The 17,466-nt window shown below is 43.0% G+C and carries 14 protein-coding genes and 2 pseudogenes; 5 read left to right on the forward strand and 11 right to left on the reverse strand.

Annotated elements, in window-relative coordinates; genetic code table 11:
- Nucleotides 1–150 precede the first annotated feature (150 nt).
- A pseudogene (locus tag FTV34_RS17920) lies at nt 151–285 on the forward strand (IS982 family transposase); the annotation flags it as partial.
- Here FTV34_RS17920 and FTV34_RS09335 read toward each other — a convergent pair.
- Nucleotides 260–2,425: pseudogene (locus tag FTV34_RS09335) on the reverse strand (type VI secretion system Vgr family protein); the annotation flags it as partial. The pseudogenes FTV34_RS17920 and FTV34_RS09335 overlap by 26 nt on opposite strands.
- A gap of 273 nt (nt 2,426–2,698) precedes the next feature.
- On the opposite strand from FTV34_RS09335, the gene FTV34_RS09340 reads away from it, so the two are divergent.
- The 3 genes from FTV34_RS09340 to FTV34_RS09350 all read left to right on the forward strand — a co-directional run bounded on the left by FTV34_RS09340 (nt 2,699) and on the right by FTV34_RS09350 (nt 6,850).
- Nucleotides 2,699–3,853 (forward strand): methionine aminotransferase, encoded by a 1,155-nt coding sequence (locus FTV34_RS09340; protein WP_180069982.1) that lies wholly within the window; start codon nt 2,699–2,701, stop codon nt 3,851–3,853.
- Between the two features lie 103 nt (nt 3,854–3,956).
- Nucleotides 3,957–5,321, forward strand: a complete 1,365-nt coding sequence (locus FTV34_RS09345; RefSeq protein WP_180069984.1) for an MATE family efflux transporter — start codon at nt 3,957–3,959, stop codon at nt 5,319–5,321.
- Between the two features lie 161 nt (nt 5,322–5,482).
- The gene (locus tag FTV34_RS09350; protein ID WP_180069986.1) at nt 5,483–6,850 is read left to right on the forward strand and encodes an LLM class flavin-dependent oxidoreductase; all 1,368 of its coding nucleotides are present in this window, start codon (nt 5,483–5,485) and stop codon (nt 6,848–6,850) included.
- A 148-nt stretch (nt 6,851–6,998) separates the two neighbouring features.
- On the opposite strand, the gene FTV34_RS09355 is transcribed toward FTV34_RS09350, so the two are convergent.
- The 10 genes from FTV34_RS09355 to FTV34_RS09400 all read right to left on the reverse strand — a co-directional run bounded on the left by FTV34_RS09355 (nt 6,999) and on the right by FTV34_RS09400 (nt 16,353).
- Complete coding sequence (locus FTV34_RS09355; protein WP_180069988.1) at nt 6,999–7,814, reverse strand: ABC transporter ATP-binding protein; 816 nt, start codon at nt 7,812–7,814, stop codon at nt 6,999–7,001.
- 336 nt (nt 7,815–8,150) lie between these two features.
- On the reverse strand, nt 8,151–8,963 hold the full coding sequence (locus FTV34_RS09360; protein ID WP_180069990.1) for an ABC transporter ATP-binding protein: 813 nt from the start codon (nt 8,961–8,963) through the stop codon (nt 8,151–8,153).
- An 18-nt stretch (nt 8,964–8,981) separates the two neighbouring features.
- Nucleotides 8,982–9,743, reverse strand: a complete 762-nt coding sequence (locus FTV34_RS09365) for an ABC transporter permease (RefSeq protein WP_180002675.1) — start codon at nt 9,741–9,743, stop codon at nt 8,982–8,984.
- Between the two features lie 10 nt (nt 9,744–9,753).
- The gene (locus tag FTV34_RS09370; protein WP_159124141.1) at nt 9,754–10,608 is read right to left on the reverse strand and encodes an ABC transporter permease; all 855 of its coding nucleotides are present in this window, start codon (nt 10,606–10,608) and stop codon (nt 9,754–9,756) included.
- 27 nt (nt 10,609–10,635) lie between these two features.
- Entirely contained in the window at nt 10,636–11,703 is a 1,068-nt protein-coding gene (locus FTV34_RS09375) for an ABC transporter substrate-binding protein (RefSeq protein ID WP_180052703.1), read from the reverse strand.
- A 24-nt stretch (nt 11,704–11,727) separates the two neighbouring features.
- On the reverse strand, nt 11,728–13,215 hold the full coding sequence (locus tag FTV34_RS09380; RefSeq protein ID WP_180011601.1) for a hypothetical protein: 1,488 nt from the start codon (nt 13,213–13,215) through the stop codon (nt 11,728–11,730).
- Between the two features lie 13 nt (nt 13,216–13,228).
- A complete protein-coding gene (locus tag FTV34_RS09385; protein WP_179992729.1) occupies nt 13,229–13,444 on the reverse strand; it encodes a molybdopterin-binding protein in 216 nt (71 codons plus the stop codon).
- Between the two features lie 110 nt (nt 13,445–13,554).
- Nucleotides 13,555–14,259 (reverse strand): Crp/Fnr family transcriptional regulator, encoded by a 705-nt coding sequence (locus FTV34_RS09390; protein WP_180011599.1) that lies wholly within the window; start codon nt 14,257–14,259, stop codon nt 13,555–13,557.
- Nucleotides 14,260–14,377: 118 nt separating this feature from the next.
- Nucleotides 14,378–15,319: a TauD/TfdA family dioxygenase gene (locus FTV34_RS09395; RefSeq protein ID WP_171505607.1), complete on the reverse strand. Its 942-nt coding sequence runs from the start codon at nt 15,317–15,319 to the stop codon at nt 14,378–14,380.
- Between the two features lie 185 nt (nt 15,320–15,504).
- Nucleotides 15,505–16,353 carry an SDR family oxidoreductase gene (locus FTV34_RS09400; RefSeq protein ID WP_180069992.1) on the reverse strand — a complete coding sequence of 283 codons (849 nt, stop codon included), beginning with the start codon at nt 16,351–16,353 and terminating at the stop codon, nt 15,505–15,507.
- Between the two features lie 219 nt (nt 16,354–16,572).
- Here FTV34_RS09400 and FTV34_RS09405 point away from each other — a divergent pair, with 219 nt between their 5' ends.
- Nucleotides 16,573–17,265 carry a TetR/AcrR family transcriptional regulator gene (locus tag FTV34_RS09405; protein WP_180047785.1) on the forward strand — a complete coding sequence of 231 codons (693 nt, stop codon included), beginning with the start codon at nt 16,573–16,575 and terminating at the stop codon, nt 17,263–17,265.
- The last annotated feature ends 201 nt before the right edge of the window (nt 17,266–17,466 follow it).

Here is a 17,466-nt window from a genome sequence, read left to right on the forward strand (position 1 = left end):
AATAGTGAAAAGAAGCTACTGCTAATTATTACTATAGATTTAAGTATTTTCATATTTTAACCCGAATCGCGGATAAAAAATTGACTTGAAAAATAAGAGGACTAGAGCCATCAGTTGAGTTACCACATAAAACTTAAAACTCTAGTCCCGATGTTTAATAGTACCGAATTATTTTGCGTAATTGATGATTTCTTTCTTAAATTTGAAGCAACCTACTGGAATTTCCTTAAACAAAGTCGTCGTTTCTCCAGAGTCCGAACTGATCAGCTGAAAGATACAGATCTTCATTAGTTGAGAGTGCAATTGAATTCGGTGCACACAGCAGCATTAAAGCCTGTTTAAAGGTTTCAGCCTTGCTTTGATCTTGCTGTTCAATCTGATCCAGAAATTTTTTCAGATGATCTAACCCTTCTAAGGGATCTGTTTGCTGATTTTTGGCAATCTCACTTAAGGCCTTACTATGATTCAAACTAGATTCAAGCTGGCTTTTCGCAGGACTGGCATTTAAGTGATTGGCATTGGCATTTTCTTGTTTATAGGTAGAGAGAAGCAAGCCAGCTCCGGCTCTTAGTACTCCCCATTGATCTGTTCTTAACTCAAAGCCCTCACCACGCCCGTTGCTAGCCTCATCTTCTTTTGGATGGCTTAGATTTCCTAAATTTAGCTGACTGGCCCCATGACTACTTTGCAGCTGTGCACTAATCTGTCCAGTTGTATCATCGAAGCGAAGCTGGTTAAAACCTTCGCCATCCACCTCTTGAGAACGGATACCACTTAGTTTTTTAGTGAGTGGCAATTGCCCCTTCTTATCAAACATAGTTTGATAACGTTCAGCCTCATGAATACGTCCAACAATAAAGGGACGATCAATATCTCCTTCGAAGAAATCAATCACTACAATTTCCCCGATACGTGGATGGAATCGGGCGCCATAACCTTCACCTGCCCATGGCGTTAGCACATCTACCCAGGCCGAATCAGTGTCATTATCATTGGCGCCAGCACCACCATCATGCTGATGATCTTCACTACGGGTAAATAAAAAGCGAACCTTCACGCGTCCTCATTCATCGACATAAATAGTTTCACCTTCAGGCCCTACCACTTTCGCCCGTTGTGGATAGGCCACGGGCCGATGTTGTAGTGCATGATATTCAGGTATTACAGGAATATCTCGACGAATTAAATACAGCTCATTACCTTGTCTCTCATCATCCAGAACTTTCCAGCGACTGGACTGCATGAGCTGATCCAGCTGTAGCAAAAGATCTTTCGGTAAATTATTCTGGTTATAGAAATATTTACCTAAGATGAGAAACTCTCGCTGATTTTCCGGATGTTGATCAATTTCGGGATGATGATGCAGTTCAAACCAGTAACCCACTTGGGCATCACGAACACTACTGCTGGCCTTAAAATATTTGGACTGCATGGCATGATAGTGACTAAGTTGCTGACTAAGTTGATCCAGTTGAGCTGGACTGGATGATGTAGCCTGATCTTCTCTATTTAGGTCACTGGTCCAAGCTGGGCTGATGTTCCAGACATCTTCCAGATTTAAACTAGTATGATCCTGAACACTACTCTGCTGAATATTCACCAATCGCTGGTTTTGCTCCTGCTCCAGATCTATAGCTTGCCAGCGTTGCAATCCAACATTGTTTGGCACTAATTGGCGCTCAGCAATTAGGCTGGTGATAGTATCGAATTGCTCAGTTGCATGACTGCGATGGAAGCGGATGGAACGGCGCTTTAAGGCTTGAAAATATTGCTGCTCATCAACAAGACGCAGGACTTGTGGCTGAATGGTTCGAGCTGATATTGAAATGATTAATTCCTTTTCATCAATCAGCCAGTTAATACCCTCACTACGCCATAGGCGGGTCAGAAAGTCATAATCACTTTCATTGGACTGTATGACCAATGGCCGTACATCATATTCACGATTTAGTCCGGAAAGATCCAAACTTAAACTTTTCGCAAATAAGCCACTTCGCTTTTGCCATTCAGTAAACAGAATTTCACTGATCTCCCTGACACTTTTATTCAAAAACACACGACTATTACGGCGTTTATGCCAAAGTGAAGTCGCATCTTCGAGAGTCAGCTGATAGACACTTAAAGCACCATCGCTATGCCCCTGTTTAGCTGCGGTAATGATACCTGTAGTCCGGAAAAGCTCACCTTGATCAGTGACCTGATCAACAGCAACCTGACAGCCAATAAACTGTTTTAAGGCAATATAGGGATGGGTGGATAGACAAAGTAATTCAGCATGTAGCCCCTCATTGATCCAGTGCCTGCCTTCAATACGCTGAATCAGAACCTGAGAATTTAAAATTTCATTAGAAAATCGGAGATGAAGTGCACGCTTCTGTGAGCTTAGACCCAAGCCCTCAAGCACCGTATAAATACTCTGTAGCATTTTATAATTATTATTTGAGGTTATTTTTATCGCACTGATTTTAGGGAATAAGCTTAGAACAATCCATCTTGGTATTTATTTCACATGAATTAACCACAAATAGCCTTAACCTGACCTTATATCCTCTATGCTTATGAAATAGAAGATGTATTCTGTTTCAACCTTTTCAATTTTTCTGATTATTTGCTGATTCACTTACTGCTACACTGAAAGCCGAATACTTTATATCTCCTACATCATCCTCGATTACAGGATAAGCCAGAGGCCAAGGACATGCTTGAGTTACATTCTAAACTTCCCAATCTGGGCGTTACTATTTTTAGTACCATGTCGGCCTTGGCACAAAAACTCGGAGCAATTAACCTGTCACAAGGTTTTCCAGATTTTCCTGCTCCACCGCAATTGATTGAAGCCCTCAGTCGGGCGGCTGAAAATGGTTTTAATCAATATGCACCGGGTGATGGTTTACCAGTATTACGTGGGCTGGTCGCTGATCTTTATCAGCATCGTGACCAGCTCATTCTAGACCCGGTAGATGAAATCACCATTACTCCTGGCGCAACGATTGCAATCTTCTGTGCAATTCAGGCAACGGTACGAACAGGTGAAGAAGTCATTATTTTTGATCCCAGTTATGACAGCTATGCGCCAAGCGTGAAGCTGGTCGGTGCCAAACCGGTACATATCGCTCTGGAATATCCTGGTTTTTCTGTGGACTGGAATCAGGTCAAAGATGCAATCAATGACCGTACCCGCATGATTGTAGTGAATACACCGCATAATCCCACCGGAACGGTATGGACAGAGCAAGACTGGCAACAGCTGATTGAACTGATTCGTGATCGCAATATTGTAGTTCTGTCTGATGAAGTTTATGAACATCTGGTATTTGATGAAGTTCGTCATCATTCTGCAGCATCATTTCCGGAACTCCGTGAACGCAGTTTTGTGATTGGTTCTTTTGGTAAAACCTTTCATGTGACCGGCTGGAAAACTGGTTTCTGTGTTGCACCGCCAGCCTTAATGCAGATGTTCAGACAGATTTACCAGTTTGTCAGCTTCTGTGGTGTAACGCCAATTCAGGTGGCTTTGACTGAATATATGCAGCTACATTCTGAACATATCCATGAGCTGTCCGGTTTTTATCAGGCCAAACGGGATTTGTTTAATCATGCACTGACAGACTCCCGTTTTCACTGGACGCCATCACAAGGCACCTATTTCCAGAATCTGGATTACAGTGAAATTCGTCCTGATCTGGATGCACTGTCGATGTGCCATTATCTGGCGAAACAACACGGTGTTGTGGCGATTCCGGTATCAGCGTTTTATCAGGAGCCGCCTAAAGATTTACACTTATTACGCTTCTGCTTTGCCAAAAAAGATGAAACCTTGATAGAAGCGGCACAGATTCTTTCCAAAGTTTAAAAAAATAGACTTATTGGTTACTGAAAAGCTAAGGCGTTCTTGATGCGGATCATGGATAATTTAGTCCTGATAAATATATGAAAAATCAAGAACAGGATGTCATATGGCACAGCAAGCATTGGTTCACCAGCAGAATTTATGGAAAACATTTTTTATTTTCCTGTTACCGCTGGTCGTTACCAACATCCTGCAAAGCCTGTCCGGTACGATTAATACTGTTTTTGTCGGGCAAATGCTCGGCGTGCAAGCAATTGCCGCTGTGGCAGTATTTTTCCCGATTCTGTTCTGTCTGATGGCTTTTGTGATTGGTCTCTCTGCAGGTTCTACGGTTCTGGTAGGACAAGCTTGGGGTGCCAGAAACCTGGAAAAAGTGCGCTGTGTAGTTGGCTCTACCCTGTTTATGACACTGATTGGTGGCAGCCTGATTGCCCTATTGGGTGTATTTTTTGCTGAAAATATCCTGCAACTCTTGAGTACAGATCCGGATGTGATGCACCTGTCTTTGCCTTATGTGCAATGGATGCTGGCCGGTAGTCCTCTGATTTTTATTTATATTATTTATACTTCAATTTTACGCGGGGTTGGAGACAGTACTACGCCACTGTTTGCCTCTGCCCTAACGATTGGTGTGGGCTTGGTAGTGACACCGGTCCTGATCGCGGGTTATTTTGGTTTTCCTAAAATGGGGATCATCTCTCCAGCAATTGCAACCATTCTGGGCAACTTGGCTGTTCTGTTATTTCTCATTCTCTATTTAAATTATAAGCGTCATCCTCTAAGACCAGACTGGGCGTTGATCAAAGATATCCGTCATCAGCCCCAGCTCAGCAAGATTATCCTGCGCTTAGGTATTCCAACCGGGGTTCAAATGGTCACAACTTCAGTCGCTGGTCTGGTCATTGTAGGTCTGGTCAACCGTTATGGTGCAGAAGCGACGGCGGCCTATGGTGCCGTGAATCAGGTGCTGAATTATATTCAGTTCCCTGCCCTTTCTATTGCCATTGCGGCTTCCGTCTTTGGGGCACAGGCCATTGGTGCTGGTAAAAATGATTTGCTCAATAAAGTGACCCGAACTGCTTTAAGTATGAATATCTTGTTTACAGGTAGTCTGGTAATTCTGGCTTATCTGTTTTCTAAATATCTCATGGCACTATTTATCACTGACCCACAGGTTGTGGTATTGGGTCAGCAACTTCTCTTCATTGTCCTATGGTCGATTTTGTTCTTTGGTGCTAGCGCAATTTTTGCTTCGATCATGCGGGCCAGTGGCACAGTGACAGTCCCGATGTTGATCAATATTATTGCCATTATTGGCATTGAAGTACCAGCTGCCTATATGTTCAGCCGCTGGTGGGGTTTACAAGGGATCTGGTATGGTTATGCCTTGGCCTTTGTCTGTCTTTGTATCATGCAAGGCCTGTATTACCAGTTTATCTGGAAGAAAAAAACCATCGAGGCACTGGTTTAATCTTCTAGCCTTACTACTGGATAAACCTTAGCAAAGCACCTCTAAATAGCGTATTTCCTGCTTAATCCATATTTTTTATATGGATTCATTTTTATTATATTTTTCAGCCATGAAGATCCTTGTTATAAGCAGTGTATTGTATAAAAACACAAGGTCTTCTCATGGCTAAACGACAAATTAAACTGGGTGCTTTTATTCCAACGACTTCGCAACATGCGGCAGGTTGGCGCCATCCTGAATCTCGTCCTCAGGATCATTTAAGCATCGATTATGCGATTGAATTAGCAAAAACTGCTGAACGCGGCCTGTTTGATGCTTATTTCCTTGCAGATGGTCTGGCAGTCAACTGGAGTCATGGCGCTTCCAAACATAATAAGAATGTCGGTTATAGCGATAAAGTTGTGGGCTTTGAACCCGTCACCTTATTCGCAGCGATTTCAGCCGTCACCCAAAATATTGGTTTTATTGCCACTGCTTCTACCACCTATGAAGAACCGTATCTGTTGGCACGAAAATATGCCTCTTTAGACCATATCAGTAAAGGTCGTGCCGCATGGAATGTCGTGACCACTATTTCTGCTGAAACCGCACGTAACTTTGGTTTTAGTGCGCATCCGGATGCCAAAGTCCGTTATGAGCGCGCGGATGAATTTATTGAAGTTGTACAGAAGCTCTGGGACTCCTGGGAAGATGATGCATTCCTCTATGACAAAGAAAACGGTCATTTCTTTGATGCATCTAAACAGCACGAACCACTGCATAGCGGCAAATATTTTAATGTCCAGGGTGCACTCAATGTCCCTCGTCCACCACAAGGCTATCCAGTGATTGTTCAGGCGGGCCAATCTGAAGATGGACGTGAGCTGGCCGCCAAATATGCCGAAGTGATTTTTACTGCCCAGCAAAGCCTGTCTGATGCCCAAGCCTTCTATCGTGATGTCAAAAGTCGTCTGGCTAAATATGGCCGTCATCCGGATGATTTAAAAGTAATGCCGGGGGTCTCTGTCTTTGTAGCTAAAACAGAACAGGAAGCCAAAGAAAAATATGAATTACTGAACAGTCTGATTCATCCAGATGTCGGTTTGGGCTTACTGTCTGGTCTGGCAGGTGATATTAATCTTTCAAACTATGATTTGGATGCCCCATTTCCTCTAGAAGATATTGAGATCAAGTCTAGCCGTCAGCAAATGATGTTTGAAATTGCAGCGAAGCATCACTTCAGCATTCGCCAGCTATATGAATATATTGCCTCTGCTCGCGGTCACTGGACGCTGATCGGAACACCTGCACAGGTAGTCGACCAGCTACAGGAATGGTTCGAAAATGAAGCAGCTGATGGTTTCAATGTCTTGCCACCAACTACGCCTGCCGGTCTGAATGACTTTGTCGATTTCATCGTACCCGAGCTACAACGCCGTGGCCTGTTCCGGACCGAATATGAAGGCACAACTCTGCGTGAAAACTTAGGACTGAAACGGCCAGAAAATCAGTATGTGATTACGCAACAAAATACTGCGGTTGCCTCTTAAACCATCCATTATAAAAAATGCCCGATAGGGCATTTTTTATTTCTTTAAGTTAAGCACTGGGGTAATTGGTGCTAGTGGAAATGACAACTATGGGCGAGGTTTATTGCTGTTGATCTCTGTATAACTTGAAACGAATGAAGCCCCTAGCCTACCAGCAAAACTGACCAGAGCCTGTGAGTAGCGGCTGTTGATCCTTCACGATTGAAAAATTTAATGCTTTTAGAATTTCTTTTTTCAACTGCTGTAGTCGCGTATTCTGGCGCTTGCGTGGATAAGATAAAGACACCTTTAAAACCTGTTCGATTCGTCCAGGATTAGCCTGCATTACCACAACTGAAGTGCTCAGTAATAAAGCTTCAGCAATATCTTGGGTCGCTAAAATCACGGTAATTTTTTTGGCTTTCCAGATTCGCTGTAATTCTTCATGCAGATGATGACGCATTAGTGCGTCCAGCCTGGCAAAAGGATCATCTAATAATAAAATATCCGGTTGAGTAACCAGGCTTTTGGCAATGGCCACTCTCAGATTCATGCCAGCAGACAAGTGTGATGGATAAGCATCCTTAAACGGCGTCAGTTGCAGTAATTCCAGCTGTTCCTGAATTCTTCGGTTTTCCTCTTCTTTGCTTAAAGGGATTTGATGTAAGGCCATGCGGATATTTTCCGTCACACTGAGCCAGTTAAACAGTCGATGATCCTGATAGACAATACTGAGATTTGGAAGATGTTCAGATGGCTGTTTTCCCTGAATCAGAATCTGGCCCTGTTGATGCTGCTCTAAGCCCATCAGTAAGCGTAACAATGTGGATTTACCACAGCCAGCATGCCCTACCACACTGACAAAATCGCCTGCATGAATATCCAGATTAATATCTTCGAGGATCTGAGCCTGCTGATCTGGTGCTGTGCTATAACTTTTATGCAAATTTTGAATCGTGATTCTACATTGAGAGTGCTCCATCATTTTTCCTCACCTTTTGTTGTAATACATATTTAATCATTGTTCTAGATTAGATCTACCCTGTTTATGAACTTGGATAAATTTCTGTCTCTTTTAGATCTGCTGAAAATAGGACTCTTTTGACTATAAAAGAGTTTAGGGTAAGGAGTTATCTTGATTTTTTATTTGGTTATCAAAAGCATGTATAGATTTTAATACTTAGATATAAAATTATATATTTCAATAATTTAAATTTTTTTTCTTCTAGAAAACGTTATTTAAAATATTCCGAACAACCAAATCGCAACAATGCTTAGGGCAATAAAAAACCCGCGAATGCGGGTATTCAAATGGCTCTGCTTACCAGGCCAATTTATACTGTTCCAGTTCATGCGGCACAAGCTCGACCTGATCCTGGAAGTCAAGCAAGATGTCATTTTTAATGGCCGCCAGACGGTAGTCTTCACGTTTACGCGGACGTTCCAGATCCACTTTCACAATACGTTTGATTCGTCCCGGATGGGGTTGCATTACCACTACGCAATCACCTAACAATACCGCCTCTTCTACATCATGGGTGACCAGAATAGAGGTGATCTTTTCCGACTGCCAGATCCGCTGTAATTCCTGTTGCAAGTTGGCCCGAGTCAAGGCATCCAAGGCACCAAAAGGTTCATCCAGTAATAAAATTTGTGGACGATTCACCAGACTACGCGCAATTGCCACACGCTGGCTCATCCCCCCAGACAGCTGACTTGGATAGGCAGTTTTAAACTGGCTCAATTGCACCAGCTCCAGATGATAATCAATGAGTTCCTGCTTTTCAGCTTTGCTCAGGCCTGATTTTTCCAGCGCTAAAGCTACATTTTGCTCGACACTCAGCCAAGGGAACAAACGGTGATCCTGAAACACAATCCCGCGATCCAGACTGGTGCCCTGAATCGGTTTGCCATCAATCAAAATACTGCCTTGAAACTCGGCATCAAGGCCCACCAAAAGCCGCAATAAGGTTGATTTACCACAGCCACTATTACCGACAATACTAATGAACTCGCCTGGCTGGATATTCAGATTAATCTGATCTAATACTTGTAACTCCTCCCCGTCTTTAGGGAAGTACTTGTCGAGTTTCTGGATCTGGACATGACCCTTAATATTCGCCTGTTGATTCATGTTGTTATCTCACATCTTTTATTTATTGGCCGCCTGACGCCAGCGTAAGTTATAGTTTTCAAAAAACTGTGCTGCCTTGGAAAATAACAGCCCGACAATCGCAATAATGGCCATGCCATATAGCACCACTTCCATCTGGAACAGGTTCTGTCCGTCCATGATTGGATTGACCACGCCAACCGAGGACACAAAGAAATACTCCGCGCCAACAGTCGCCACCCATGAAAACACCAGCGCAATATTCAAACCGGCAAAAATACTTGGGGCTGCTGCGGGTAAAATCACTTTAAAAAAAGTACGTACCGGACTAAGCTGGAAAATCTGCGCCACTTCCTTAATTTTGACCGGCACATTCTTAACCCCGTCATAGGTATTAAAGAACACCGGATAGAACACCACCAAGGCAATAAAAATCACTTTTGAAACTTCACCGTGTCCAAACCACATGATCATCAGTGGAATCCAGGCAAATACAGCCACGTGTTTAATGGCATTCAGTGTTGGAGAAAAGATTCGATCCAGCCAGACATTTAGACCCAAGGCCAAACCCAGCACTGCACCCATCACTCCACCGGCAATAAACCCTGCCGTGTTGCGAAGTAGGCTGGCGATAATGTTTTCTGTCACCTCGCCTGCCTGCCAGCTTTCTACAAAGGCCTGCCATACAGCAGCTGGCGGCGCCAGTAAAGCAGGATCAATCCATTGTTTTGCGGTCACGATCAACCAGGCAACCCACAGAACCAGAGGAATGACCCAGCCGCGATAATCTATTTTTTTCATGATATTCTCTCTATCTAGCCTGATCCCAGCCACGGAACTGTTTTTGTATGAGGCGGATAATGACGTCAAAGCCAAATCCCACCAGTCCAATCACCACTACAGTTGCCATCACCACATCGAGCTGGAAAATCTGACGGCCATAGACCATCACATAGCCGATCCCTTCACTTGAAGCTAGCAGTTCTACTGCAACCAGAGCGCCCCATGAACTTGCCAGAGATAAACGCAGACCACCGATAAAACTGATAAAAGCACCCGGCAGAACCACATTTTTAAATCTGGACCAGGTGCTCAACTGATAAACTTCCGCGACTTCGGTCAATTGCTGTGGAATATTGCGCACGCCTTTAAATACATTGATCGTCATCGGTACCAGCGCGGCTTTAGCAATCAGAATAATCTTGAGGGCTTCATCAATCCCGACCAGTAAAATTAACAGTGGAATCCAGCCGATCACGGGTACCAGATTAATGGCTTTGAATGTGGGCCAGATATAGGCTTCTGCTCGACGTGACAGCCCCATAGTCAGACCTAAGACCAGTGCCAGTACAATGCCGGCACTGAACCCGTAGCCAATCCGGCTCAGGCTGACACTCAGATTGCTCCACAGTTCGCCGGTTTGATACAGATCTTTCAAGGCCACCCAGACCAGTTCAGGTGCAGGAAGCAATAAAGGGTTCACCCAGTTCCGTTCTACCGACACATGCCACAGATAGAGCAGCGCGATGGGGAAAATGATTCCGATTCCCCATATGAACACCTGATTCTGTTTTAAAAAATTCAGAATACTTTTTCGGTTCAATCTGGATGCAGCATTGTCCTGTGTCGGTGTCTTGGCTGTTTCAAGCTCGATTTCCTGTAACATCACTCAACCTCCTCAAGGGCATGATGGTTATTGCCCATTGGCATTGAGAGGTTTCCAATAATTCTGTAAATTCAGTGTTTTTAGAGCATTATTGACATACTTCGGCTCAATCCATTTATCCACATCGACATTACCGCGAATCAGTTTCAAATCTTGACCCGCTTTAAGCTTCTGCTTAATGAGTGACACGTTATAGGCATCAAAAATCGGGGCACTATGACGTTTCAGATCTACCCCAATATGGGCTTTATTGATGTTGCTATACGATATTCCAGATTTTGCCCAGAGTTTAAACAGGGCATCTTTATTAGCGGGCTTGCTTTCCCAAGCCGCTTGTTTGACCAAAACATTCACTACACGCTGAACCACTTCAGGATATTTTTGCTCAAACTTGGAATTCACCAGTACATAGCCTGAGGTTTTATAGAGATCAGGTTCATTTTTGGTACTATAAATAATCTTGGCAATACCGCGATCGACTACAGGAAAAATATAGCTACTGCTCCAGATTGCATCAATATCACCACTGGCTAAAGCGGAATACGCCACTGGGCCATCCATGTTGACAAAACGGAAGTCTTTCTCACTGAATCCGTATTTTTTGACCACATTAATAATCGATAAATGCAGATTGGTTCCTTTAAAGAAGCCTATTCGTTTCCCTTTTAAATCAGCAATCGATTTAGCCGGAGAACCCGGTGCTACCACCAGATAAGTATTATCCTGTGAGCCAGCCATGGCGACCAGTTTAGTGTCCAGACGACTGGCTTTGCCAATCAGTCCAGGCAAATCACCAATCCAGGTAATATCGACCAGACCATTCGCATAAGATTCATTAATCGCAGGACCCGCTCCTTTAAAGTTATTCCATTGTACTTTGATGCCATCTTTCTGGAATTCTTTTTCAAATAAACCCAAGGTCTGTGCAGTCGCATAGTAATTACCATAACCTACAGGGCGATTACCTGTACCGACCATCGGCGAAGCAAAACGGATCACGCTGGGTTTCGCCTCTGCGGCAGAGGTCTGAATCGCTGGCAGCAGTGTTGTTGTAGAGAGAAGGCCGGCAAAGAATACTTTTGACCATTTAAACATGTGAAAATTCCTCAAAATATAAAATTAGAATCCGTACTGGAATTGTGCGACCAGTTCGTTATAGCTCTTGTTTGTAATGTCGTTGTTGACATGGTTCAGGTTGATCTGAAACTTGGTGGTTTCCGCAAAGAATGCATTCAGGCCCAGACTGTGAATATCAACAGTTTGATCGGCTAAATTCTTGTCACGATCAATGGTGTCGTAGCGATAGAAGGCTTGGTAAGACTTTGGCCACCAGTCGTCATAACGGCCCTGATTACGGAATCCTTTGACAAACTGCTCACCAAAGTTCCAGAACAAGGTACCTGTGTGCGACTCACTTTCACGCTTATAGGTCTGTGCAGTTTGTGAAATGTAGGTGTCATCTTCACCTTGTACATATTCATAGGTCACACCGAATGGATGGTGGTTATAGTAAATATCGAAGCCTTTACGCAGCACATCGCCCTTACCAGCAAAGGCCGCGCTGGTACCATCAATTTCAAATAGATTGCTCTTGCCTTGATACCAGGACAGACCAAAACTCAGTTCACGCAGCCATGAGTTATATTCAGCAGGCAAGGTATAACGCAAACGTCCAATAAAGTTTTTGTCATCATTGTCATCCGATTTATTGGCTCCATTACCATTCACCAAGCCAAAGGCATAGCTGATCATTGGCGAGCGATAGTTATATCCATAGTCCACGGTTGGTAAGGCATCCCCACGCACAATCAGACCGACTTCACGCAGTGCCAGTCCATAACCTAGGCCCGGCAAACTGAACAAGGCATTGTTAATGGTAGGTTTTAGGTCTTCAGTGGCCTGAACTTCCTGGCCAAATGGCAACAGTTGCTGACCTAAAGTGACGCTCAAGCGCCCCGTGTCGGCACTTAAGGTTGGCAATACGTGATAAGTCAGTTGCGCATCCAATAAGTTCAGATAACTGTTATTGGTCCCTGTCTGTGGAGAAGTACCAAAACGCAGATTGAAATCCAGGTTTTTGCCTTCTTCATAGTCTTTATACAGATTGCCAATAAAACCAATTTGGACTGCACCTAAATCAAATGAAGAATGGCGGTCTTGAACTGCCATCCCGGTATTGGTACCCGTAGGTGGAGTGCGCTGTGCTTCATCGATATAAGAGGCTTTGGCCTGCACCACCCCATTAATCAGCAGTTGACGTGTTGATAATGCCGTTTTGGTATCGCGGTCACGTTGTACCTGATATTTATAGTTTTCCAGATCGCTTTGCAGACCTTGCAACTCGGCACGTGTCACAAAGCTTTGGTCATCATCAGATTCAGTTTCTGCATCAGCAGATAGTTCAGCCTCATCAGCAGTAGTGGCTTCTGTAACGGCTTCGTTCTGATTCTGAATCTGCGCTAACTGGGTTTTTAATTGTTTTAATGACTGCTCGAGTTGACTGACCTGTTGTTGTAACTGACCTACCTCCGCATCTGCATGCGTTAAGCCAATACTCGCGCTTAGCAGAGTCAGTACCGTTGCCCCTTGTTTAAAATATTGCTTCATACAATCGACACACCTACAGTTTTGCCAGTGAAACATCAGTCGATTTGATCAGCACAATCACCTGACTTCCTACCTGCAAATCCAGCTCTTCTACAGAACGTGTCGTAATTACCGAAGTGAAAATACCCGAAGCAGTCACTACATCGACTTCAGAAACCACATCACCTTTTACAATTTCCTGAATAGTACCTTTTAACTGGTTACGCACATTAATAGATTGAATTGTCATTATTAATTCCTGTTGTTTTGGTTGGAATTAATATGCATGATTTTTAATATGCAGAAAAATAATATAAATAGATTTTGATATATTATTTTATAAAATCCAAAAATATTATTTTAAATCCAGTTAATCTGATAATTTAAATATTCTTTGTTTTTAATCACGATATTTTCATATTGCCAATCTAGAATATTTTGACTGGCCAGATTCTTTATTTCTTTATTAATGGTTTGGCGTGAAGCAGAGAGTAAATCTGCTAAATCATGCTGGGAGATCTTGAGTTTAATTTCAGTTCCCAGAGGATGAGATCGACCGTACTGAATCGAAAGGTCATGCAAAACCTTGCATACTTTTTGATGTAAATTAGCGACTTGCAGGAATTTAACCTGCTGGATCAGATATTGCATCCGACGGCTGAGAATATTTAAAGCATCCTGCTTTAAGTGATTGTTATCATTTATTTCTTCTATAAATATATGCTGTGGAATTTGCAGGACCTTGACCTGATTAAAAGCATAATAATCATAATCAATCACTTGTGTATTGAGGCAAGGAAGCAGGTTAATCAGATGCTTTTCCGAGAAATAATTAAAGGCATGAAAACGACCTGATGGGCTTAAATATCCAATCTGGATAATCCCATCAAGCAATATATATAAAGCAGTATGGCAATTTTCTTTATTTAATATCAAATCGCCTTTTTGATATTTTCGAATCGTTGAATATTTTAAAATATAATCCAGCTTATCCTCAGAGATATTTTTAAATATATTTTTTAATATGTCATAATCCACATTATTTTTTGCAGTATGAATTTTCATAAAATGATCCACCCTATATTTTATTTAAATATTAGATGGATCATTAATGACTGGCGAATCATTTATTCTTGATTCTTTAGCTATTTATATGCAAAGTTTCCAATTGAATAAGAATTACTTATGAAACTTTTTCATAAATACCGTCTTCGCTGTTATAGCGGAAATTGCTGATATCCTGCTTGACATCTTTACGCAGTTCACGGCTTGGACGGCCATCCACACCGACTGGCACATCACCCTCTAAAGTTACACGGCGTACTACACGGTGCTGGTCACCATAATCATTAATCGCACGGTGTTGCGTTGCACGGTTATCCCAGATCGCCACATCACCTGCACTCCAGCGCCAGCTGACAATATTTTCCAGCTTCTCTACATAACTTTGGAACAGGTCGAATAAACGGCGTGATTCACTTGAGCTATAACCGACGAAGCTCTTAAAGAAATGGCCCAATAACAAGGTTTTTTCACCTGTTTCAGGATGAACGCGTACTAATGGATGTTCAGTTTCATATTCAGTTGAATTGAAGTAGTTTTTATATTTTTCCAAAGCTTCTTTTGGAACACTGACTTTTGCAGCATAGTCAAAGTTGTTGCTGTGAATCGCACGCAAGCTATCCGCCAGTGTTTTCAGTTCTTCAGGTAAATCATTGTAGGCAGCGGTTGTATTTGCCCATACGGTATTGCCACCTACTGCGGGTGCAACCACGCTACGCAGGATAGAAGCTTTTGGATAGGCATCAATAAAGCTGATGTCCGTATGCCAGCTGTCTGCACGTGCACCGCGTGAATCAATTTCCAGAATATGTGCAGAGCCATCTTTTACCGGTACAGTCGGGTGATTCAACGGTGTGCCTAAACGTGCTGCAAAGGCTTCTTGGGCTACATCATCTAGATGTTGCTGATCTTTAAAGAAGATCGCTTTATGCTGCAATAATGCCTGGTTGATTTCATTTACCACTTCATCAGCCAAATCCGCTGACAGTTTTACGCCCTGGATTTCAGCGCCAATACGGCCACCAATTGGTTGAACCTGGATGTGTTTATATTCATAAGCCATGATCATTTCCTCTATCTATAATTATGTCGACCTTCGGTTTGTGAAATCATCATGCCGAATCGGCTTATCTAACGCTGTCAATTTATTGACATTCTTATGCACCATTTTTGATTTATAAAATACTTTAGCTGCTTAAGTTTTCAGGCATAAAAAAACCCGCTTACGCGGGCTTTGATCAGATCGTTTTAAGCTGACTTTTTCTTCTGCTTGCCGAGGCGGGTAGCTAAAGCCATGACCTTCTGATAACCCGTCGGTAGAATTCGCTGCATCAGGTCAATGGCTTTAGCATCATTCCCAATCAGCAGACGGCGTTTGTCTTTTTGCACCGCGTCCAGAATTTGACGCGCTGCTTCTTCCGGTGGACAACGCAGCAGCTTATTGAAATTCTGTGCAGATTTTTCCGGGTGCATTCCCAGACTACGAATACTGTCATTCATTTTCGCTGCAATGGCGATATTGGTACGGATTCCGCCTGGGTGTACACAGAGTGCGCTTACGCCGCAGTTTTCCATATCCAGTTCCTGACGCAAGGATTCAGTAAAACCACGCACAGCGAATTTAGTGGCATTATAAGCGGACTGGGTTGGCTGGGCAGTTAAACCGAACAAGCTGGAAATATTAATGACATGACCATCACCGGTTTTCTTGATTAAAGGCAGGAACTCTTTGGTGCCATAGACCACGCCCCAGAAGTTAATGCCTACGATCCATTCCAGCTCTTCATAGCTGGCGCCTTCTACGGTAGAACCAAGGGCAACACCAGCATTGTTAAAAATCATATTCACGCTGCCATGATCTTTCTCGACCTCAGCGGCCCAAGCGTGCATTTCTTCCAGATTAGCCACATTGACCTTTTTGGTTGTGACACGAACATCAGTACCTTTCAGCAGCTCAACGGTTTTAGCCAGGCCCTGTTCATTCACATCACTGAGTGCTAAATGACAGCCCTGCTTTGCTAAAAGCACCGCAAGTTGTTGACCGATACCTGAACCTGCGCCAGTAATGGCCGCGACCTTATTATTAAAATTTTTCATTGAATTTCCTTGATTAAAACACTGCCCTTCCATGACAGCCTGTTTTTCTGTCGCATAGGGATACAGCACATTATTTCAATATAGTTTTGACAATCCATATTGTCAATAATTCCAGCATGTCTCTACGGGCCAATTTTCAAGCTTGAATTTCAGCATAGGTCAAAGCCGGATTTATTGATAAGATACTTAAAATCTCAAGCACATGAGTCTATGGTCTTTATGACGGATGCAGTAAATTCAGGACAAAAACTAGCAAGTAAAAGTAAGGAACGCCAGTTTAAAGGACTTTCCATGGCTGAGCGTCAGCAGGCGCGTCGTGAAAAGCTGATTGAGGCCGGGATTGAGGCTTATGGTCGTTATGGTTTCTTTTCAGTCACAGTGAAGGATATCTGTAACGAAGCAAAACTGACTGAACGTTATTTTTATGAATCCTTTAAGAAAAGCGAACATCTGTTCCAGACTATTTTCCTCAAGCTGATTGACCAGTTACAGCAGAATGTCATGCAGGCCATGATGCAAGCCTCTTCTGATCCAAAGAAAATGATCGAAGCCGGTCTGACTGCCTTGCTGACGACCTTACGTGACAATCCGGGTATGGCACGAATTATTTATATCGATGCGATGCTGGTTCAGGAACTGCATAATCAGGCCACGATTCATGAAACCATGGGCCGTTTCGACCGTATGATTCAGGCCTTTGTCATGCTGATGATGCCGAACCTGAATCGTTCTGAACGAGAGATTTCCCTAGTCTCGACCGGACTTAATGGTTATGTCACCCAGATTGCGATTCGCTGGGTCATGAGCGGCTTTAAGCAGTCTTTGGAAGAAATTCTGTCTTCCTGTAGTCTGGTGTTCTTTGCTTTATTAGACACTTTGGGTACAGAGAAACCGGCGGATCCGGTTAGATAATTTTTAAATCAGGATAAGGTCTACGTAGATCTAGCTTTCAGTGATCTACAAGATTTTGAATTAAGACCCTCTTATAAAATAACAGCTTAAATTGTGACAAATCTTTGCGAAAGGCCCCGGAACTACCTATTCTGCAATGATACTGTCATAATTAATCTTTGTAATAAGCCTGTCATAAATATAAAACGGTCCACCGTTTGC

The sequence above is a fragment of the Acinetobacter sp. YH16038 genome, assembly GCF_013417275.1.
Classification (GTDB): domain Bacteria; phylum Pseudomonadota; class Gammaproteobacteria; order Pseudomonadales; family Moraxellaceae; genus Acinetobacter.